The organism is Phenylobacterium sp. (genome assembly GCF_030680185.1).
GTDB lineage: Bacteria > Pseudomonadota > Alphaproteobacteria > Caulobacterales > Caulobacteraceae > Phenylobacterium.
The window spans coordinates 83,413-104,876 of record NZ_JAUXVZ010000062.1 but is presented as its reverse complement, the minus strand read 5'-3'; the positions used below and the strand labels follow the sequence as shown (position 1 = coordinate 104,876).

General features: G+C 68.7%; 16 protein-coding genes. 6 read left to right on the top strand and 10 right to left on the bottom strand.

From position 1 onward, the window contains the following. Positions 1–16: 16 nt before the first annotated feature. On the bottom strand, positions 17–664 hold the full coding sequence (locus tag Q8L83_RS17380; RefSeq protein ID WP_305289209.1) for an OmpW family protein: 648 nt from the start codon (positions 662–664) through the stop codon (positions 17–19). Positions 665–855: 191 nt separating this feature from the next. Between Q8L83_RS17380 and Q8L83_RS17375 the strand changes: the two genes are divergently transcribed. The 5 genes from Q8L83_RS17375 to Q8L83_RS17355 all read left to right on the top strand — a co-directional run bounded on the left by Q8L83_RS17375 (position 856) and on the right by Q8L83_RS17355 (position 8,832). After that, complete coding sequence (locus Q8L83_RS17375) at positions 856–1,161, top strand: hypothetical protein (protein WP_305289207.1); 306 nt, start codon at positions 856–858, stop codon at positions 1,159–1,161. Between the two features lie 36 nt (positions 1,162–1,197). After that, complete coding sequence (locus Q8L83_RS17370) at positions 1,198–2,046, top strand: universal stress protein (RefSeq protein ID WP_305289205.1); 849 nt, start codon at positions 1,198–1,200, stop codon at positions 2,044–2,046. Between the two features lie 132 nt (positions 2,047–2,178). After that, positions 2,179–3,978, top strand: a complete 1,800-nt coding sequence (locus Q8L83_RS17365) for a CIA30 family protein (RefSeq protein ID WP_305289203.1) — start codon at positions 2,179–2,181, stop codon at positions 3,976–3,978. Between the two features lie 222 nt (positions 3,979–4,200). Next, positions 4,201–7,236, top strand: a complete 3,036-nt coding sequence (locus Q8L83_RS17360; protein ID WP_305289201.1) for a TonB-dependent siderophore receptor — start codon at positions 4,201–4,203, stop codon at positions 7,234–7,236. 120 nt (positions 7,237–7,356) lie between these two features. Further along, complete coding sequence (locus Q8L83_RS17355; RefSeq protein ID WP_305289199.1) at positions 7,357–8,832, top strand: amidohydrolase; 1,476 nt, start codon at positions 7,357–7,359, stop codon at positions 8,830–8,832. A gap of 15 nt (positions 8,833–8,847) precedes the next feature. Here the strand turns inward: Q8L83_RS17355 and Q8L83_RS17350 are convergent, their stop codons facing one another. Further along, positions 8,848–9,789, bottom strand: coding sequence for an iron-containing redox enzyme family protein (locus tag Q8L83_RS17350; protein WP_305289197.1), 942 nt, complete (start codon positions 9,787–9,789; stop codon positions 8,848–8,850). A 191-nt stretch (positions 9,790–9,980) separates the two neighbouring features. Between Q8L83_RS17350 and Q8L83_RS17345 the strand changes: the two genes are divergently transcribed. Then, positions 9,981–10,472, top strand: a complete 492-nt coding sequence (locus Q8L83_RS17345; protein WP_305289196.1) for a flavodoxin family protein — start codon at positions 9,981–9,983, stop codon at positions 10,470–10,472. Here the strand turns inward: Q8L83_RS17345 and Q8L83_RS17340 are convergent. The 8 genes from Q8L83_RS17340 to Q8L83_RS17305 all read right to left on the bottom strand — a co-directional run bounded on the left by Q8L83_RS17340 (position 10,466) and on the right by Q8L83_RS17305 (position 21,375). Then, complete coding sequence (locus Q8L83_RS17340; protein WP_305289195.1) at positions 10,466–12,343, bottom strand: response regulator; 1,878 nt, start codon at positions 12,341–12,343, stop codon at positions 10,466–10,468. The two genes, Q8L83_RS17345 and Q8L83_RS17340, sit on opposite strands and share 7 nt — an antisense overlap. Beyond that, complete coding sequence (locus Q8L83_RS17335; protein WP_305289193.1) at positions 12,340–13,974, bottom strand: response regulator; 1,635 nt, start codon at positions 13,972–13,974, stop codon at positions 12,340–12,342. The genes Q8L83_RS17340 and Q8L83_RS17335 overlap by 4 nt, the downstream gene beginning before the upstream one ends. After that, on the bottom strand, positions 13,971–15,035 hold the full coding sequence (gene cheB / locus Q8L83_RS17330) for a chemotaxis-specific protein-glutamate methyltransferase CheB (protein ID WP_305289192.1): 1,065 nt from the start codon (positions 15,033–15,035) through the stop codon (positions 13,971–13,973). The genes Q8L83_RS17335 and cheB overlap by 4 nt, the downstream gene beginning before the upstream one ends. Then, positions 15,032–17,230 (bottom strand): response regulator, encoded by a 2,199-nt coding sequence (locus Q8L83_RS17325; RefSeq protein ID WP_305289190.1) that lies wholly within the window; start codon positions 17,228–17,230, stop codon positions 15,032–15,034. The genes cheB and Q8L83_RS17325 overlap by 4 nt, the downstream gene beginning before the upstream one ends. 9 nt (positions 17,231–17,239) lie before the next feature. Beyond that, entirely contained in the window at positions 17,240–18,901 is a 1,662-nt protein-coding gene (locus Q8L83_RS17320) for a methyl-accepting chemotaxis protein (RefSeq protein ID WP_305289187.1), read from the bottom strand. Between the two features lie 4 nt (positions 18,902–18,905). Then, positions 18,906–19,454 (bottom strand): hypothetical protein, encoded by a 549-nt coding sequence (locus tag Q8L83_RS17315; RefSeq protein WP_305289185.1) that lies wholly within the window; start codon positions 19,452–19,454, stop codon positions 18,906–18,908. After that, a complete protein-coding gene (locus Q8L83_RS17310) occupies positions 19,451–20,761 on the bottom strand; it encodes a protein-glutamate O-methyltransferase CheR (RefSeq protein WP_305289183.1) in 1,311 nt (436 codons plus the stop codon). The genes Q8L83_RS17315 and Q8L83_RS17310 overlap by 4 nt, the downstream gene beginning before the upstream one ends. A gap of 113 nt (positions 20,762–20,874) precedes the next feature. Further along, on the bottom strand, positions 20,875–21,375 hold the full coding sequence (locus Q8L83_RS17305; protein WP_305289181.1) for a chemotaxis protein CheW: 501 nt from the start codon (positions 21,373–21,375) through the stop codon (positions 20,875–20,877). Between the last annotated feature and the right edge of the window lie 89 nt (positions 21,376–21,464).

Sequence of the window (21,464 nt, the reverse complement as noted above, 5' to 3'; positions counted from 1 at the left end):
GCCGCCCCTTTCGACTTCAGAACTTGTAGCCGAAGCCAGCCGAGACGACCCACGGATCGAGGCTGACCTTCGACTTCAGGCCATTGGTGGTATCGGTGGCGTCGGTCTCAAAATAGATCTTCTTCACGTCGAAATTGGCGCTCCAGGGACCGACGGTGGCGATATCCACCCCGGCCAGCAGGGCGAAGCCGACGCCGTCATCGATGTCGAGATTGAAGCCGTTCTTGTCCGAGCCGCTGTAGAACAGCATGTAGTTCACGCCTGCGCCCACATAGGGGCTGACCTTGCCGGCCGGCGCGAAGTGATACTGCAGGGACACGACCGGCGGCAGCACCCAGGTTTCCTTGACCTTCACGTCTGTGCCAGGGCCCTGCGCCTTGACGGTGTGTTTCGTGGTCCCGGCGATGACCTCGACGGCGATGTTGTCGGTGAAGAAATAGCTGAGGCCGATGGTCGGCATGACGTCGGCGTTCACCTCGGCGGTGAGGCCGGTCGCCGCGCCGCTGAGGGTGGTGATCGGGTCGCCCGCCTCGGGATCGACCGAGGTCAGCCGGACATTGAGCATCTTCACGCCGGCGGCCTTGGGCTGGAAATCCTGGGCCTGGGCGGCGCTGGCCAGGCCAAGGGCGAGGCTGGCGGCGAGGAGGGCGGTGGTGGTCTTCATATCTATCCCCTTCTGAACGGCCGCCGTTTAAGGGCTTGGCCGTGCCCCGGGAGTGCGCCTGGCGGGGCTGGGCCTCCTTGATCTGGCTCAAGCCAAGCTTGCACGGGATGTCGCGGGGGTTTGATGCGGGTCAAGGCGAGGGCGGCGCGGCGGGCGCATAGGGTCGGGCTAACCCGCAAGGAGCCGATCCCATGTCGAAATCCATCGTCAAAGACATCCGCGAAGACATCGACGACACGCTCGAGGACGTAGCCAAGGCGCTGCGCGCCGCCGCCGAAAGCCTGGCCGACGAGAGCGAGGAGGCTGTCGCCAAGGCCGCCGTCGCCGTGCGCCACGCCGCCGACGCCCTGGCCGAACGCGCCAAGCCCGCCCGCGACCTCGCCGACAAGGCGGTCAAGGAAGTGCGTGACCATCCCATGGTCTCGGCGGGCGCAGCCCTGACCGCCGCGGCCCTGCTGATCAGCGTGCTGGTCGCCGAACGCCGCAAGAAGGCCTAGGCTGATCGCGGCGCCAGTCCCCTGAACGAGGCTCCCATGGCTTTCAAGGACGTCCTGCTCCACCTCGAAACCTATCCCGACCCGACGACGGATTGGGCCGCCGATCAGGCGGTGGCCCTCTGTGCGGCCCTGGGGGACCAGGTCACGGCGGTGGCGGCGCATGCCACCATCGCGGTGAAAACCAACCGGCTGGCGGACTTTGCGCTGAACTTCGGCGAACTTGCGCGTTCGGAAGAGGCTCGTAGCCGGGCCGCCGCCGACCACCTGCTTGACCGCTTCGAGGCCTCCGCGACGGCGGCGGGCGTCTATGGCGGGCGCGTCGGCCCCGCCGCGGAGATGTTCGAAGTTCCAGACCTCATCGCCCGGATGGCGCGGACCCGTGATGTCTGCGTCGTCCCCTATGCGCGCGATCCCGGGCCGCAGCAGGGCATGGCCGAGGCTCTGATTTTTTCGTCCGGTCGGCCGGTGGTCATCTTCCGCCCGCGGGAAGGGGCCGCCCCGATGACCGAGATCGGGACGGCGCTCATCGCCTGGGACGGCGGACGCTCAGCGGCTGCGGCCCTGGCGGCGGCGCTGCCGGCGCTGCAGGCCGCCCGGAAGGTGGTGGTCCTGACGATCCTGAACGAAAAACCCCAGGCGACGCCAGCCGTCGCCGAGGACGTCCTTCGCCACCTGGCTCGACACGGGATCGCGGCCGAGGCCCAGACCTTCGACTCGGCCGGCGCCACGATTGGCTCTGTGCTCGAGCACGTGGTCGAGCGAGTTGGGGCCGATCTGTTGGTCATGGGCGCCTTCGGTCATTCCCGGGCTCGGGAATTCGTCCTGGGCGGCGCCACCCGCAGCATGCTGGAAGCCCCGCCGACGGCGGTGCTTCTGGCGCATTGAGCCGGCGCCGCATTCGGCGGCGTCAGGCCGAAGGGCGCGGTTTTACACTGCCGTTTCTGGATTCAGGCTCGACCCTGGTCTAATCGACTCTCGCCGCGCAGTGGGCGGCGGTGTGTTGTGCGGGGCCTTCCAGTGACGTTTCAGCCAAAGTTTCGAGCCATCGCCGCCACGGCCCTCAGCCTCAGCCTGCTGGCCGGCGGCGCGAGCGCCCAGGCGTCCGGCGAGACGATCGCCATTGTCGGCGCCACCGTGTTCGACGCCACCGGCGCTGCGCCGCGGGTGGCCAATGTGGTGATCCGCGACGGTCGGATCGCCGCCGTCGGCCCCGATGTGGCTGCGCCCGCCGGCGCGACCACCATCGACGGACGGGGCAAGGCCCTGACGCCCGGCTTCTTCGACCTTCACACCCACTGGACGCCCAACGGCGCGCCCAACCAGACCCCGGCCATCGCCACGGCCTATGTGGAAGCCGGCGTCACCACGCTGAACGACTTTCACCAGCCGCCGGAATCCTTTGCGCCGCGTCGACGCTGGCTGTCCCAGCTGGCTTCGCCGCACGTGAACCTGACCGCCCGGATGAGCACGCCCGGCGGCCATGGCGCCGACTGGGCCGACACGGCCACCACCAAGTGGGTAAATACGCCTGAGGCGGCCCGCAAGGCGGTTCGCGAGCTGCTTCCCTATGAGCCGGACCTGATCAAGGCCTTCGCCGACGGCTGGCGCTATGGCTTCTCGGCCGACAACACCTCGATGGATGTGGACACACTCAGCGCCCTGGTCGACGAGGCGCACAAGAACGACCTGAAGGTGGTGACCCACACGGTCACGGTGGAGCGCGGCAAGGTCGCCGCCCGGGCCAAGGTCGATGTGATCGTCCACAGCCTGCAGGACCGCCCGGTCGATCAGGAGACCATCGACCTGATGCTCGCCTCCGGTACGGCCTATGCGCCGACCCTGGCGGTCTATGAGCCCGTGAAGCCCGGCCAGTCGCCGCCGGACAGCCTCGACAATCCTCGCTTCGTGCAGTCGAACGCCAAGTTCCAGTACGCCCTGCAGAACGTGAAGGCCTTCCACGACGCCGGGATCCTGATCGCCCTGGGCACAGATGCAGGCATGCCCGGCACGCTGCATGGCTTTTCGACCCTGCACGAGATGGAGCTGATGGTTCAGGCGGGTCTGACGCCGGTGGAAGCCCTGATGGTGGGCACCGCCAACAGCGCCCGGGCCATGGGCGTGCTCGACGACCGTGGCACCATCGAGGTGGGCAAGCGGGCTGACCTCGTCCTGCTGGATGGCGCGCCCTGGACCAACATCGCCGACGTCCGCAAGACCGAGCGCGTGTTCATCGACGGCCGCCAGGTGGTGGGCCCGGGGACCGCCCTGCCGCAAGCCAATGCGATGATGACCTTGCCGGCCACGCCCGCCCAGGCGCTGATCGACGATTTCGAAGGCGAGGCGGGGCGCACGCGCCTCGACACCCTGCGTGTGCAGGACACCGACGGCGGCATGGATCGCAGCGTGCTGATCAGCCTCGTGGCGCCCGAGCCGGATGGCGACAAGGCCCTGCGGCTTTCGGCCCGCATGTCGGTGAAGGACGATCCGCACGCCGGCGTCATTCTCCCGCTCAGCCGCGGCTCGCTGGAGCCGGTGGACGCGCGAGCATTCGAAGGCCTGTCCTTCGCACTGCGCGGCGATGGCGGCGAGTACAAGGTGATGGTCCGTACGGTCGGCGGATGGTGGCAGGCCGAGGTCAAGGCGGGGCCGGAATGGGCGACGTTCCGGACGCCGTTCGCCGACCTGCAGCCGGCCGCCAACTGGCGCGGCGACCAGACGCCGTGGACCGGCGCCGACCTGCTGGAAGTGCAGTTCGGAGGGGGCCGTGGCGCCGGGGAAGCCCTCTGGCTCGAAGTCGACGATGTAAGCTTCTACTGATCGGTGATCACTGGCCGATAACGGCCAAAACCTGGCGAAAACCCGGCATGCTGCCGCATATTTAGGCGCAAAAACGCTCGAATATGCGGCAGTGTGGCGAAATGGTGTCGGGTTGCGTCTTATAACGGCGCTACATTTCCCCCGCCGCGTATTCGCGGATGTTCGGTAGCTGGGAAGATCGGGACACGTCGATCTCCGGCTCGAGGATCAAAGGGGATTGCTATGAACTTCAAGTCCTGGGGGCGGCGTGGGCTGCTCGGAACGACCATGCTCTGCGCGTTCGGCGCCAGCGGCGCGCTCGCCCAGACGTCCGCCACCACGGTCGACGAAATCGTCGTCATCGGATCGCAGGTTCAGGGCTCGAAGATCACCGAAGCCGTGCCGGTCACGGTGCTCGGCCAGGACGAACTGCAATCGGTCGCCGCGGCCTCGGGCGACGAACTGTTCCGCTCCATCCCGCAGATGGGCGATGTAAGCTTCAACTCCAGCTACCTGCCCAATTCCAGCAACAGCGCCCGCGGCGACGTGGGCTCGGTGAACCTGCGCAACCTGGGCGTCGGCAACACCCTGGTTCTGTTGAACGGCCGCCGGGTGGTGACCCATCCCTCCAGCCGCGCCGACGAGAACCTGGTTCCGGTCCTGACCTACAACACCAACGCCATTCCGGTGAACGGCCTGCAGCGGCTCGAAGTCCTGCGGGACGGCGCGGCGGCCCTCTATGGTTCGGACGCCGTGGCTGGCGTGGTCAACACCGTGCTGCGGACCGACTATGACGGTCTGACCCTGGACGCCCAGTACGGCGGCGCCGAGGGCACGGGCCTCCGCCAGACCGACCTGTCGGCCTTGTTCGGCCGTAACTTCAGCCGCGGCAATGTCACGGTCTTCGCCAGCTATACCGACCGCACGGCCCTGGACGCCCTGGATCAGGACTATACCGCCTCGCTGGATAAGCGGCCGCTGTTTGTCGGCACTCGGTTTGATGGCGCGACGTCCCTCGACACCCGCAGCACGGTGACCCCCTGGGGCTATTTCCAGGCTGACGGCGTCGTGCGCCAGAACGGCGCCCTGGTCACCTCGACCGCTGGCTTCTTCCACGTCCAGCCTTCGACCTTCCCCGGCTGCTCGGCGCCCCTGAGCGGCGGCATCTGCCTCGACGACGGCGCCATCGCGACGGCGGCGGCCGACCGCGACCTGCGCTTCGACTCGCCGGCCGCCTACAACACCACGGTGATCCCCGAGGTGGAGCGGGTGAACCTGTTCCTGACCGGCAACTACGATCTCACCGACGAGATCACCGCTTTTGGCGAGTTGGGCTACTATACGGCCACCACCAAGAGCACCCAGACCTCGACGGGCACGCTCGCTTCGCTGCCAATCACCATGCCGGCCTCGAGCTACTACAACCCCTTCGGTCCGACGACCTTCGCCAATGGCGCCGTCAATCCGAACCGCCTGAGCGGCATCGATGCGCCAGCCAGCGGCCGCGCCGTGACGATCCGCACCTACAACTTCTCCGACGCCGGCCCCAACCTCGTGGACGTGGAGAACTCCCAGTGGCGCGCCCTGGTGGGCCTGCGGGGCGAACGCTTCGGGTTCAACTGGGAAGGGGCGGTGCTCTATTCCAAGGCCGAGGTCGAGGACATCTCCGACGGCATCAGCGCGACCTTGCTGCAGCAGCAGCTCTCGCTCACGACGCCGGACGCCTACAACCCCTTCAACGGCGCCAACCTCCAGAACACCAGCCTGGCCGATACTGCGCCCAGCAGCCAGGCCGCACTCGATGCGATCCGCATCAAGACCGTCCGTCGCAACACCAGCTCGCTGGCCCTGGCCGATTTCAAGATCTCGCGGCCCGACCTCTTCGCCCTGCCGGGCGGCGATGTGGGGATGGCGCTTGGCCTCGAATACCGTCGCGAGACCCAGAAGGACGACCGCGACGGCCGCGTGGACGGCACGATCAACTTCACCGACGCGGTCACCGGCATCGCCTATGAGGGCGACCTGATCGGCACCAGCCCGTCGCCGGACACCAAGGGCTCGCGCACCGTCTCGTCGGCCTTCATCGAATTCGGCGTGCCGGTGATCTCGCCGGACATGAACATCCCGCTGGTGCGCAGCGTCGAGATGCAGCTGGCTGGCCGTTTCGAAGACTTCAGCGATGCGGGCTCCATCGCCAAGCCCAAGGTCGCCGTGGCCTGGGACGTGGTCGATGGCCTGCGGTTCCGTGGCTCCTGGGCCCAGGGCTTCAAGGCGCCCAATCTCGAGCAGGTGAACGCCACCCTGGTGACGCGCTCGAACACGCGGACCGACTTCATCCGCTGCGAGGCCGATCTGCGCGCCGGGCGGATCACCAGTTTCTCGGCCTGCTCGCGCTCGGGCGCGACGACGGCGAGGCGGGCCGGCAATCAGGACCTGCAGCCCGAAGAGTCGGAAACCTGGGGTGCGGGCGTGGTCTTCGAACCGCAGTTCCTGCCGCCGGAAGTGGGGAATTTCATCTTCACCGTCGACTACTGGCGCGTGAAGCAGGAGGGGATCGTCGGCCTGTTCGGAGAGGGCAACGCCCTGATCCTCGACTACCTGCTGCGCACGCAGGGTTCGACCAATCCCGACGTGATCCGCGCCGCTCCGACCCCGGACGACGTGGCCGCCTTCGCCGGCAGCGGCCTGAACCCGGTCGGGCAGGTCTTGTACGTCAATGACCAGTACCAGAACCTGCTGCCGCAGGAGGCTCGCGGCCTCGACTTCGGCGTCGCCTGGAACCTCAATGGCACGCGTTTCGGCGACTTCTCGGCCAGCTTCAATGCGGCCCATCTGATGAAGTTCTATCGTCAGCCGTCGCCGGCCATCCAGGAACTGCTGGACGCCCAGGCGGCGGGCGAGATCAATTCCGGCGTCAACATCGCCGGCGGCGGCGATCTGATCCGCGACGAGGGCCGACCGGAGTGGAAGTGGTCGGCCTCGGCCACCTGGCGCTACGAACAGTTCACCGTCGGCGCCTTCACCCAGTATGTGGGCGACGTGCAGGACTTTGGCCTGATCGACGCAGCCGGCGATCCGTGGGTCATCGACAGCCAGATCACGGCCAACCTCTATGGGCAGTACGAGTTCATGGACGGCATGGCCGCCAACACCCGGCTTCGTCTTGGCGTCCGCAATCTGACGGACGAGAAGCCGCCCCTGGCGTCCGACGGCTATCTGGGCGAGCTCTACACGCCCTACAGCCGCTACTGGTACGTGAGCGTCCGCAAGACGTTCTAGGCCGCAGGTGCGGGCGTCCTCAGGGGGCGCCCGCACCGGCTTGCATTCGCCCGTGGTCGGCAGACGATCTGGGCAAGCGGGGCGTCAGCCCCTGGTTCAAGACTTATCTGGAGTTCGCCCATGCGCCGCGCCGCCCTCAAGATCGCCCTGATGGGCGCCGCCAGCCTCAGCGTGGCGCTCTCCGCCGCCCCGGTGGCCGCCCAGGTGACCCCGCAGGACAGCCAGACCCTGATCGCCAGCGTCGAGCAGGGCGCCCCGCGCATGGCCGAGGTGGCCCACCAGATCTGGGAATATGCCGAGGTCGGCTACCAGGAGACCAAGAGCTCGGCGCTGCTGCAGTCGGAGCTCAAGGCCGCCGGGTTCAAGGTCGAGGCCGGCGTGGCGGGCATGCCGACCGCCTTCGTCGCCAGCTTCAAGAACGGCGAAGGCCCGGTCATCGCCATCCTCGCCGAATATGACGCCCTGCCGGGCCTGGCCCAGGAGGCCAAGGCTGAGCGGGCGCCGATCGCCGGCCAGATCGCGGGCCACGCCTGCGGTCACCACCTGTTCGGCGCGGCCTCAGTCGCCGCCGCCCAGAGCCTGGCCGCTTGGATGAAGGCCAACAACGTCGCCGGCGAAATTCGCGTCTACGGCACGCCGGCGGAAGAGGGCGGCTCGGGCAAGGTCTATATGGTCCGCGAGGGGCTGTTCGACGACGTGGACGCCACGCTTCATTGGCATCCCAGCGACGGCAACAGCGCAGCGCAGAGCGTGTCGCTCGCCAACATCTCGGGCAAGTTCCGCTTCGCCGGCGCCTCGGCCCACGCCTCGGCCGCGCCCTTCCGCGGGCGCTCGGCCCTGGACGGCGTCGAGATCATGAACGTCTCGGTGAACTATCTGCGCGAGCACATCCCCGATGGGACCCGTATCCACTATGTGGTGACCGACGGCGGAACCGCGCCCAACGTCGTGCCCGACAAGGCCGAGGTCTATTACTACGTCCGCCACGCCGATCCGCAGATCGTCCGCGACGTCTTCGCCCGCATGCAGAAGGCCGCCGAAGGTGCGGCCATGGCTACCGAGACCACGGTCAGCTTCGAGCAGACCGGCGGGGTCTACAACATGCTGGTGAACGACACGCTCGGTCAGGTGATGGACCAGGCCCTGCGTGAAGCCGGCCCGCCCGTCTGGACCGCCGAAGAAAAGGCCTTCGCCGAGGCCATGACCGCCCAGCTTCCGGCCGGCAATAAGGCGCCGCCCGCCAGTGAGATCCGTCCCTACGCCATTGGGGGCGGCGGCGGCGGCTCTACCGACGTGGCCGATGTCAGCTGGGTGACGCCGACGGCCGGCATGGGCGCCGCCACCTGGGTGCCCGGCACGCCGGCCCATAGCTGGCAGGCCGTCGCGGCTGGGGGGACCAGCATCGGCTCCAAGGGGGCAGAGGTTGCGGCCAAGACCATCGCCCTGGCTGGCGCCCGGCTGCTGCGCGAGCCGCAACTGATAGAGACCGCCAAGGCGGAACTCAATGAGCGCCGCGGGGCGGACTTCACCTATGAAGCCATGGTTGGCGACCGCGCCCCGCCGCTGGACTACCGCAATTCGCCCAAGGGCGACTGAAACGCCTCAGGCTGGTCAGGCGGACTCCTTGAGGTGCGTCTGGCCGGTTTCAGCGCCGGCCCAGAGGTAGGCTCGGTAGGCTTCGAAGCACTGTTCGCCGCAGAGCAGGCGCATTATGGCGCCTTCGGCGATCGCCGGCAGAACTTCCGGATGATCCTGAGCCAGGGGCATCAGGGCCTCGGCGTTCCAGGCCTTGGAGTGCTCGACGTCGAGTACGGCGTGCAGGTCGAAATACTTGCGCAGCTTGGGCGCCGCGCCCAAGCGCTTCAGACCGGCGGCGACTGAGGCCACACGCGTCGGCGCCGTCAGCTCGACCACGCCCAGCGCGCCCACCGAATGGTAGGCGTATCGTCGGGTGGCGGCGAAGGCGGTCATGGTGTTGGCCAGGGCCAGCGACTGCCACAGGGTGCCTTCAATGGTGGGGGCGAGCTCCAGGCCCTGGACGGTCATGTCGAGCATGGGGCCGTGCATGCCGCCCATATTGCCGCGGCCCATCTCGTCCCAGTAGTTCCGCGCCAATTCCAGCTTCGGTCGCGCCGGCAGCTTGACCTGGGTCATGGCCACCAGGTCGTCAAAGCCCGCCTCGCCGGCGGCTTCCTGGGTCAGGAACCAGCGCATCTGGTCCATGTCGGCCTCAGTGGCCAGCCAGTCGAACAGGGGATCCCATTGGCCGGGTCCGTTCTCTTTCAGCCCCTCAAACCACGCGATGAAGCCCTCGGGATCGATGGGAACGGCGGCGACCGCGTCCTGGATCTGAGCCCGGAAGGCTTCGATGAACTCGCCTTCCTTGTGCTGCATACGCTGGTCGCGGCTGAGCTCCAGGCGCCAGTCCTGCCGGGGGACGGACGGCGACAGGCGGCTGCGGTTCCAGCGTGCCAGTCCGCGGTGAAGACTGTTGGGGTCGGCGAAACCTGCCGCCGGGGCGCTCTGCAGGCCCAAACCTCGGATCATGGCCATGGGTTATCTCCTCTTGGCCGGAGAAAGCCGTTGGCTGGCGCCTGGGTTCCGCTCGGAAGGCGTTTCCCGCAGGAGATTCACCGAAAATCGCCCTCAACTCGGCTGCAGAGTCGAGTAGCCGACGCCATTTCGCAGATTCATGGCGTCTCCCTTGCGGCTTGAGCGCCGTGGCTCGGCTATGCTGCGCCCCCATGAAGACTCTGCTGATCGTCTACCATTCCCGCACCGGCGGCTCGCGGCAGATGGCGCAGGCGGCGGCCGAAGCCGTGGGCGCCGAAGGGGAGGTCGAGGTGCGTCTGCTGGAGGCCGAGACGGCCACGGGCGACGATCTGATCGCGGCCGAGGGCTACATCTTCGTCGGGCCAGAGAACCTGGCGGCCATCTCGGGCGAACTGAAGGCCTTCTTCGACCGCGCCTATTATCCGGTGCTCGGCCGCATCGAAGGCCGGCCGTATGCGCTCATGGTCTGCGCCGGCAGCGACGGTGAGAACGCCGTGCGGCAGATCGCCCGGATCGCTACAGGCTGGCGCTTGAAGGCGGTGGCCGACCCGATCATCGTCTGCACCCACGCCCAGACGCCCGAGGCGATCCTGGCGCCCAAGACCATCGCGCCGGCCGACCTCGCGGTCTGCGCCGAGCTGGGCGCGGCCATGGCGGCTGGACTGGCCCTCGGGATCTACTGAGCCCAGGCCCGGTTCAGCGCCGCCTGCAGGGTGGCGTGGCTGAAGGGCTTATGGACCAGGGTGATGTCGCCGGGGACCTCGACGTCGAAATAGCCGGTCAGCAGAACGATGGGCAGGTCAGGCCAGCGGGGTCTGGCGCGGCGGGCAAACTCGACCCCATTCACCCCGGGCATGGCGAAGTCCACCAGGGCGAGATCGAACGGACCTTCGTCGGCGAGGAGGGTCAGGGCGGGCTCGGCCCCGTCAGCCTCCATCACCTCGTGGCCACAGTCGCGCAGGAAGCCCGCGGTCACGGCCCGCACAGGCGCCTCGTCATCGACCACCAGAATGCGCCGCCGGGGCGTGACCGGGTTGGGCGCGGCGGGATCGGCTTCGACGTCCGCGCTCGCCGGCGCGGGCGCGGCGCGGGGGAGATAGATCTTCACCTCGGTGCCCTGGCCCGGTTCGGAGCAGATTTCCAGGGCGCCGCCGGAGCGCTGGGCGAAGCCATAGGCCATGGGCAGGCCAAGGCCGGTTCCCTTGCCCACGGGCTTGGTGGTGAAGAAGGGCTCCAGCACCCGCGCCAGCAGTTCTGGCGTCATGCCCTGGCCGGTGTCGCGCACGGAGACCACCGCATAGTCGCCGACGCCCAGGTCCAGGCCCGGCTGCGGCGTCTCGATCGTGTGGTTCCAGGCCGAGATGGTGATCCGCCCGCCGTCAGGCATGGCGTCACGGGCGTTCACCGCCAGGTTCAGCAGGGCGAGCTCGAACTGGTCGGGCTCGATCGCCGAACGCCACAGGTCATCGGCGACGCTCCAGCTGATCCGGGCGCCGCCGCCCAGGGTGCGCTCCACCAGTTCGCGGGTGTCGGTCAGGATCTCGGCCAGATCGACGACTTCGGCCCCGCGGCTCTCGGTCTGCCGGCTGAAGCCCAGCAGGCGCTGGGTCAGGGTCGCGCCCTTCTGGGCGGCCAGGGTGGCGTTGTCGAGATAGCGGCGCACCGCCGCCTCATCGCCCAGTCGACGGGCGGCCAGTTCCAGGCTGCCGATGATGGCGGTCAGCAGGTTGTTGAAGTCGTGGGCGACGCCGCCGGCCAGCGTGCCCAGGGCGCGAAGCTTGTCCGACTGGCGCAGGTGCATCTCGGCCAGCTTCTCGTCGGTGACGTCGCGCTCGACGATCACCAGGTGGCGGATCTCGCCGCTGGCGTCGGGCACAGGCACGATGGCCGTCTCCAGCCATTGGGTCCCGACCTCGGTCTCCAGTTCGTCCAGCACCTCGACCGTCTGGCCGGCCCGGATGGCGCGGGCCTCGGCGTCAGCGCGACCGGGCGCGCCCAACTCGGCCTCGGTCATGCCCAGTCCGCTCTCGGCTGGGACGCCAAGGGCGAGGGCCTTGCGCTGGTTGATCCGCACGAACCGACCCTTGCGATCCTTCACGGCGACGGCGGCGGGCAGATGGGCCATGAGACCGCGGAGGAGGGAGCGCTCTTCGTTCAGCGCCCGGCGAAGGTGGTGGCGCTCGGCGGCGGCGGCCACCATGGCGCGCAGGGCCTCCGGGTCCCAGGGCTTGGCGGCGTACCCGACGATGCCGCCCTTGTTCAGGGCCGCGGTGACGGAGCTCAGATCGGCATAGCCGGTGAGCAGGATGGCCTCGGCGTCCGACAGGCCACGCGCCTTGCTCAGGAAGACATCGCCGGTCATCTCCGGCATCCGCTGGTCGGAAATGATCACGGCGACATCCGGCTCGCCCATCAGAAAGTCGAGGGCTTCTGCGCCGGAATGAGCGGCCTTTACGCTGAAGTCCCCTTCGAACAGGTCCTCCAGCGCCACGAGAATATCGGGCTCATCGTCGACCAGAAGCAGCAGGGGTGACGGAGGGTGTGGCGCGGTCATGCCTGGTCGTCCACGGGGAGTTGAATCACAAAGCGCGCGCCTCCGAGTGGGCCGCTGTCCACGGTGATTTCGCCCTTGTGAGCCCGGACGACCGCATAGGCAATGGCGAGGCCAAGACCTGTGCCGGCGCCGACGGGCTTGGTGGTGAAGAAGGGCTCGAAGATGCGGTCGCGAACGGTTTCAGGTACGCCGGGACCTGAGTCATTGATCTCGATCCTGTACAGGCCGTCCTGCTCGCGCGTGGCGATCTCTATCACGCCTTCGCCGCCCAGGGCGTCAGCCGCATTCGACAGGATGTTCATCACCACCTGATTCAAAAGGGCCGGAGAGGCGGTCAGGGTAGGCCTCGCCTCCAGGTGACGCCGAACTTCGATGGCGCCCAGTTTGGGCGCCAACAGGGCCAGAACCGTCTCGATGGCGTCGGGCACGTCCAGGTTCTGGCTGTCGGCCTCGTCAAGGCGGGAGAACTTTCGCAGGTTCAGCACCAGGCTCTGGATTCGCTGCAGACCCATTCGCATGGCGCCGAGCCGGTCCGTCGCCTTGGACAGCGCCGCCCGATCCGCCTCGGCCAGGTCGCCGCCCGCCAGCTGACCGGTCAGGCGCTCCACCGTGTTCTGATGGCCCAGGATGAAGGCCAGGGGGTTGTTGATCTCGTGGGCGATGCCGGCGACCAGCTCGCCGAGCGACGCCATCTTAGCCGACTGGACCAGCTGGGCCTGGGCCTGGCGGAGCTGCTGGTTGGCGGCCTCGAGTTCGGCGTTGGCGCGGGCGAGTTCGTCGGCGGCCGCAGCCCGGGCGTCTGCCTCCTCGGAGCGGCGGGTTTCCTCGGCCAGCAGTCTGCGCCGCACCAGGGCGCGGACCCGCATGCGCAGCACCTCGTCCTCGTCGGTGCTGGCGGTGACGTCGTCGGCGCCGGCGTCGAAGGCCGCGGCCAGGGCGTGGGGGTCGCTGGCGCCTGGGCCGATAAGCACGATCTGGAAGGGCAGGGCCATCCGCTCCCGACGCCGGTCGAGACGCCGGCAGAGATCCAGCCCGTCAAGAGCTGCGCCGGAGGCGGGCATGACGATGCAGTCGATCTGATCGTTGGCCGCGGCCAGGGCGACCTCGGCGTTGGCGACCTCGCGCACCTCGTAGCCCGCCTGCGCCAGGGCGGCGCCAAGTTTCAGGCGCTGGGTGGGGCTGTCGTGAACCACCATGATACGCGCCGGCCGGAAATCTGTGTCCGACCCGCCCTCGCTGGCGGCGGTGCGCCCTCGGCGCAGCAGGGCGCGAAGCCTGGCCAGCATGACGTCCATGTCCGCCGACTTGGACACATAGGCGTCGGCGCCGCTCTCCAGGCCCTGGCGTTCGAGGTCCTGTTCCCGGGCGCTGGTCAGCATCAGCAGGGGCAGGGTGCGGGTGCGGCGATTCAGGCGCAGTTGCCGCGACAGCTCGCGCCCATCCATGCCCGGCAGGTGAAAGTCGGCGACAACCAGGTCAGGCAGGGGGCCATTCAGCCGCTCCAGGGCCGCCTCGGCGCTGGTCACCGTCTGAACGGTGTAGCCCTCGGCCTCCAGCCGGCCGCGCAGGGCCAGGGCCTGGGTTTCGGAATCCTCGACCACCAGCACCTTGGCGTGTTGGTGGGGGCTCATGTCCTACCCTTTCCGGCCAGCTGCATGATCCTTGGCCCGATCAGATCCAGGGGCAGGATATCCCGGGCTGCGCGGAGGCGCACGGCGGCGCCGGGCATGCCATTCACCACCGCCGTGCTCGCGTGCTCGGCGATGGTGTGGGCGCCGCCCTGGACCAGACGCGAAAGACCCTGGGCCCCATCCTCGCCCATGCCGGTGAGCAGGGCGGCCACGGTGCGCGTCGGGGCGGCCTCTGCCAGGGCGCCGAACAGCATGTTGGCCGACGGGCGTTGACCACCCAGGGGCGGATCGCGGCTGATGCGGATCACGCCGGTGCTGCGCACCATCATGTGGCTGTCGCCGGGGGCGACATAGACCTGGCCTGGTTGGGCGGCGACGCCGTCCTCGCCCAGGGTCACGGGCATGGCCGAAAGGCCGCCGAGCCACTTGGCGAAGCCCTCCATGAAGGCCGCCCCCATGTGCTGGACGACGAAGACCGGGGCCGGGAAGTCGGATGGCAAGGCCGAGATGACCTTGGCCAGGGCGGGCGGCCCGCCGGTCGAGGCGGCCAGCGCCAGGAAGTCCAGCCGCTCGAAGGCGCCTGTCGCGGCGGGCCGTGGCGGCGGGCGGGTGTCGGCGGGCGCGCCGATATTGCGCCGCCGGATCACCGGCACGCTGCTCATGATGTAGAGTTGGGTGCAGATGGTGTCGGCCAGCCGCTCATAGCTGGCGTTGGCCGGCCCGGCGGGCTTCTCAACCACAGTCAGCGCCCCGGCGCGCAGGGCGTTCATCGAGATGCGCAGGGAGGCGTCCTCGACGGCGTCGGCGATGACCACGATGGGCGTCGGATGATCGGCCATGATCCGGGCCGTGGCCTCCAGGCCATCCATGCCCGGCAGCCGGATGTCCATGGAGATGACGTCGGGCTGCACCCGCGGAATTTCGGCCAGGGCGTCCTCGGCCGACGGGACGGCCGAGACGACCTCAAACCGGGGATCGCGGGCGACGATGTGGGTCAGCAGTTCGCGGACCACCAGCGAATCCTCGACGATCATCACCCGCACGGGTGCGCGCGCGGTCACAGGATGCGCCCGATGGTCGCTAAGAGCTCCCGCTGGTCGAACTTCTGCTTGGTGATATAGGCCTCGGCGCCCAGGTCCAGGCCCCGGCGCACGTCGGCCTCGTCATTGCGCGACGTCATCAGAATGACCGGCAGGCGGGCCAGGCCGGCGTCGGCCTTGATGGCCTGCAGCAGGGAGAAGCCGTCCATCCGGGGCATCTCGATATCGGCGACCACGAGGTCGATGAGCGCCTCGGACGAGCGAAGGGTGTTCAGGGCGTCCATCCCGTCCACCGCCAGGATCACCCGGTAGCCCTGCGCCTCGAGAATGCTCTTCTCGAGGGTGCGGGTGGTGATTGAATCGTCGACCACCAGCACGGTGCGGACCTGGCGCGCGACAGCCTCGGGGGCGGCCAGGCCCAGGGCCGAGGCCGAGAGCCTTCGGGCGTTGCGCAGCCAGCGATCGATCAGCGCCTCGGGGTTGAGGACCAGCAGGGGCCGGTCTTCGTCGAGGATCGCAGCCCCGAGAGTGAGCCCTGGCGCCAGCCGGCGGTCGTCGAGATCCTGAACCGTGAGCTCGCGCACATCGGCGATCTCGTCCACGGCCAGCAGCAGGTGCCGCTCCCCGCGATGAATCAGGATCATCGGTGTGGCGGCGTCCGACGCTGGCGGGGTCAGGGCGGCGTCATTGAGGAGGGCATGGAGCGGGATCACGGGCGTGACAATGTCCGACCCGTCGATTTGTATCCGTGCGCTGGGCACGCCCTCGACGATTTCCAGCTCACCGGGGCGCAGACGCATCAGGGACCGGATCGCAAAACTCGGCAGACCAAAGAGGCCGCCCCCGGTTTCGACCACCACCAGGGTCTGGCGCGCCGCCGAGAGGGGCGCCGACAGAATGACCTCTGCGCCGGCCGGCTGACGCGCCATCAGGCGAGCGGAGCCGCCCAGGCTGGCCAAGGCCTGGCTGACCGCCGAGAGGCCCATGCCGCGGCCGGAAATCCGGTCCACCGTCTCGCTGGCCGAGACGCCAGGCTCGAAGGCCAGGGCCAGGATTTCGTCGGGATGCCGCGGCGGGGCGCCCGGCTCCGGCGCCGGCAACAGGCCCTTGGCCATGGCTGCGGCTTCGATCTGCGCCAGATTAGGGCCTGCGCCGTCATCGGCGATGCGGACCTCCAGCCGTCCGCCGCGGGCGGCGGCCCGCAAGGTCACATGCAGGCGCTCATCCTTTCCGGCGGCGCGGCGCGCCTCCGGCGGCTCGCCCCCGTGGCTCACGGCGTTGCGCAACAGGTGGATGATCGGCTCGCGCAGGGCCTGAAGGACGCGGCGCTCGGCCCGCACTTCCAGGCCCTCGGTGCGGACATCGACCTCGACGCCCTGCTCGCGGGCCAGGTCGCGAACCATGCGCCCGAGATCGCCGAGCACGCTCTCGGCCGGGGTCAGGGTGATTTCGTCGATCCGCTCGCGCAGCTCGGCGAGGCTTTCGCCCACGGCCCAGTTGGCGCGGGCCTGCCGGCGGGCCAGGTCGCCGATGTCACGGTTCAGATCCTGCAGGGCGCGCTCGAAGGCCTGGATCCGGTTGGCCAGTCGGCCGTCGGCGCCGCGGGCGCGCATCTCGCGCCACAGCCGTTCCAGGTGCGTGGCCTCGCCCCGCAGGCGACGGGTCAGATCGAGCTGGGCCGCTTCGATCTGCACCTCGCTGGACAAGTTATGCAGCGACTCGCTGAGGCGCTCGCCGAGCAGGGCGTCCACGCGGACATATTCCGGCGCCCGCTCGTCGGCTGTGGCGGCCGCCATCGGGGGCGCGGCCAAGGGCGCCGGCGCCACCTCCGCCGTCAAAGGCGCGGATCGGCCAGGCGATGGCGCGCCCAGGGCTTCCAGCGCTCCGGCGGCGTCCGGCGGCGGTTGGCCGGCCCTTTGGGCCGCGGCCTGGGCTTCGATGGCGTCGAGCCCCAGGTGGATAAGATCGACACTGGCGCCATCGAGGCCTGCGCCCCTGTCGATCACCTGGGCCAGGCGTTCTTCAAGCCGGTGCGCCAAGTGCTCGACGACCTCGAGATCGACGGCCCGGGCTGCGCCCTTAAGGCTGTGCAGACGACGGAAGACCTCGCGCAGATCAGCCTCTTCCGGCGCCGCCAGGGCGCGCCGGACGGCTTCGAGATGTTCGCGGTGCTCGATATCGAACGCCGCCAGCAATTGTGCGCGAAGGTCTGGCACGGTCGCCGATCAGACCCGGTAGCGTTCGGCCAGGCCCAGCAATTGCTGGGACAGGGTGGCCAGGTTGCCGGCGGCTTCTTCGAGCTGACGGGTGCCGACCGCGGTCTGCTGGCTGGCCTGCCGGATGTTCTGCAGCGCCCCCATGACCTGTTCGATGCCCAGCTGCTGCTGATTGGTGGAGGCGACGATCTGCTGGAAGGTCTGGACGCTTTCCTGCACCCGGCCGGTGATCTCGGTGATGGTCCGCTGGGTGGTGTCGGTGCGCTCCTTGCCGGCGGCCACGCGCTTGACGGCTTCTTCGGTCAGCATGACCGAGGAATTGATGCCCCTCTGAATGTCCCCAAGGATCGAGCGCACCTGATTGGTGGCGTCCTTGGCCTGATCGGCCAGAAGCTTCATCTCCGAGGCCACCACCGAGAAGCTGCGTCCGCTTTCGCCAGCGGCGGCGGCCTCGATGGCGGCGTTCAGGGCCAGCAGGTGCGAGCGTTCGGAGATGTCGTTCACGGTGCTGATGATGTCGCCGATGGCCTGGGTCTTCTCGCTCAGGGCGACGATGTTTTCGGCCACGGCCTCGGCCTGGTCGCGGATGGCGTCCATGGCGCGGGCAGTCTCGTCGACGGCCCGCAGGCCCTCGTTGCTGGTCTGGGCGGTGGCCTGGGCCGAGAGGATGACCTCCTGGGCCCGCTTGCCGATCTGGGCGCCTGAGTGGGTGATCTCGTCGACCGTCGCGGCGGTTTCCTGAACGGCGGCGAGCTGTTCCTCGACGCTGGCGGCCTGCTCCTGCGAGGAGGCGCGGATCTCGGCGGTCGCCGCATTGAGGTTTTCGGTGGCTTCGCGGTTCTGGCGGGCGAGGTCGCGCAGGCCGTCGACCATGCCGTTCAGGGTTATGCCCAATCGGCCGATCTCGTCTGCGCCCGTCAATTCGGTGTGCCTTGTCAGATCGCCCTGACCGACCCGCTCAACAAATGCCATGAAGGTGGTGAGCGGCGTGATGATCGATTTCCTGATCAGATAGGCCACCCCCATGGCGATCGCTACGGCGAGAATTAGCCCTATGAGAGTGGAGATCCGGCTGATCTGGTAGACGCGATCAATACGGGCCCGGCCGAGATTCATGGCGCGGTCCATGGTGGTGTTGACCTTGTCCATTTCGCCTTGGAATGCGCTACGCGGCGCGACAAGTCCTGCCCTGGCGGCTTGAGCTGCCGCCATATCGCCGCGGACCATCGCCTGGAAAGCGACAAGGTCGCGCTGACGCAGGTCGCCAAGGATGGCGCGGGCTCGCGTAAGGGTCTGGGCGATCTCACCCCAGGCTTGGGCGCGTTCCTGCGAGACTGCGGTGGCCTGGTAGTTGGTCGCCTGGGTGATCGCCTGATCGAGAGACTGGATGGCGGCTGCATCTGCCGCGCGCCAAGCCAGTGAGACGCCGTCAGCCCCGGTCTCGATGGTCCCCATGGCGTGGGCCGCGAAGTCTGACTCGGTGGCCGCTTCGAGGCCATTCTGGGCGTTCTGGACGGCGCTGAGCTGGCGGATAAACGCCAGGTCGCGGTTGAGCACCCAGGTCGTCTCGGACCGGACCTCGCCGATCTGACTGAGGCCGAAGGCGCCCAGGGCGATCACCAGGATGATGACGGCGACGAAGCCCAGCAGGATACGGTTGGCGATGCTCACGGGGTCAGGCTCCCACGGACACGTCGGCGGCCAGCAGGGCGGCGACGGAAAGGATGACAAGGGTCTTGGTGTGATGGTCCCCAGCGCTCGCCACCTGGGCGCGGTCGGGATGGGCGGAGTCGGGTTGCGCCATGATCGAAAGGGGCCGCTCGCCCAGACGCAGGGCGAAGTCGGGAAAGGCCTTGGGGATCATCAGATAGCCATCGGCGTCACCGCTGGCCGGCGCCCCCAGGAGGTGGGCAAGGTCGAGGACCTGGCGGACCCGGCCACCGTCGGCCACCAGCCCCATGACGCCGCCCCCGACGACGATCGTGGTCCGGCTCAGGCGCTCCAGGGGTCTCAGGCTCGCGACTTCGGTCATGGGCAGGCCATAGAGGTTGTCGCCCACCGGGCATAGCAGCACCGATATGGCCCCGTCAGGGGCTGCGTCGGCTTCGGCGCGGTCCACCTGGGCGAGGCGGCGGGCGCGATCATCCAGGATGAGGCGGACGCGGGGGGATTCCGCCTGTGGCGTCGGGCGCGATCGACCGGCTTTCGGCTTGTCCTGGCTCAATCCCTCGCCCCCGATCCGCTCTCAAGTTGCAGCCGCGCCAGTTCGCGCAGGTCAGCCGCGGTCAAGCCTTCCCCTTCGCACAGACCCGTCGTGGGGCTCAAGCTCGCCGCCATCCGCGCTGCTGCAGCCAGGGTGCGGCGACCCTCGGCGGCCGCGCCTCGCTCAAGCCGGACCAGACCTAGATGATACTGCGCCATCAGGAAGCCGCCATCCAGATAGACCGCGCGGCGCAGGGCGTCCTCGGCCTGATCCAGATGACCCTGGGCCTGCGCCACCAGGCCCAGATAGAAGTGGGTCGCCGGGTTCGACGGGTCGCTCTGCAGAGCCACGGCGCAGGCCTCGGCGGCTTCGGCAAAACGCCCGAGGTCGGCCAGGGCGCGGATTTCCGGGATGCCAGTGTGGGCGGGGGTGGGGGCGGGGGCAGGCGGCGGAGCCGGCGGCGCCTGGATTACCGGCGGCCTCCGGGGCGCAGGCGCCGGGGCGAGGACAGGCTGATCAAAGGCGACGGGCGCCCAGATTTCGGGGGTCCGGGCCTCCGACGCCGGCGGCGGGACTGGGACAGGAACGTCACTGCTGCGCCGGCGGTAGGCCGTGGCGCCGGGCAGTGAGACCGTCTGCACGTGAGCCTCGAAGCCGGGATTTGGCTCGGCGTGCCCCACCAGCAGCCAGCCGTCCGGCTCCAGCCGATCGGCCAGGGCCGCCACCACCGCGTTCATCGTGTCCGGATGGAAGTAGATCAGGACGTTGCGGCACAGGATGAGGTCGAAGTCGGTCAGGTCGAGGGGCGCGTTGGGTCCCAGGAGGTCCAGAAGGTTCCCGTGCTGGAAGCGGACAAGGCTGCGGAACCGCGGGCGCAGCCGCCAGCTCCGGTCCTCCGGCGTGAACCAGGCGCTACGCTGTTCGGCTGACAGCGACCGCAACGCCCAGGCCCCGAAGCTGGCGGCGCGGGCGGCCTCCAGGGCGGCCTCATTGATATCGGTGCCCAGGATCGTGATCCGCCAGTCGGCGATGCGGTCGCCCAGCAGTTCAGCCACCAGGATGGCGACCGAATAGGGCTCGGCGCCGGTGGCGCAGCCGGCGCTCCAGATCCGAAGGCGTTTGCTCTGGGAATTGCGGGCGATCAGTTCGGGCAGGATGGTCTCGCGCAGGGCCGCGAACTGCTCGACATAACGCAGGAAGTAGGTCTCGCCGACGGTGATCGCGCCTTCCAGCTGACGCCATTCGGCAGGGCCTGCATGGGCGTCATCCAGCAGGCGGACATAGCTTTCCACATCCGCCAGACGCAGGGCCGCGAGCCTGCGCCGCACCCGGTCCCACAGGACGTCATCCTTGTCGGCATAGTAGAAGTGGCCGGTGCGGGCGATGACCTCCGCTTTCAGCCGCCAGAACGGATGGTCTGGCGCAAAGACCGGGAAGACGCTCAGGGTTCGCCATCCACCGAAGCCTCAAGCCTCGTGCGCAGGGTTTCAGCGATCTCGGCCACCCGCAGCTCCTCCTCGGTCAGGAGCAGGCGGTCCACATCGATCAGCGGCGTCAGGCGGCCCAGGATCAGCAGGTTGCCGCAGATCACCCCATTGGCGCTGGCGTCGTCGTCCACCTCGGTGAAGTCGTCGGCCATGACCTCGGCGTCCTTGGCGCGGTCGATCAGCAGGGCGAGCCCGCCGTGGGCCTCGCCCAGACGGATGACATGGCTATAGAGGTCGGGCTTCGATGGCTCCCGCTGGGGGTTCATCACCCGGGCCAGGTCGATCACCGCCAGCGGACGGCCCCGCAGGTTCATGAATCCGGCCAGCACCTTGGGCCAGGGCGCTTGGCGTTCGAACCGCGTCACCGGCAGGATTTCGGCCACCGCCGTCATCGGCAGGGCCATGTCCACGCCGGCCACGTCCAGCAACAGGTAGGTGTCTTTCTGCGGAGCCATGGGAGTCTAGAACACCATTGCGGCCGCCTCGCCAATCATCATTCGCATCCGGGGCGGGCCAGGGCCGAGGTTCCGTCTCCGCCGGGGGC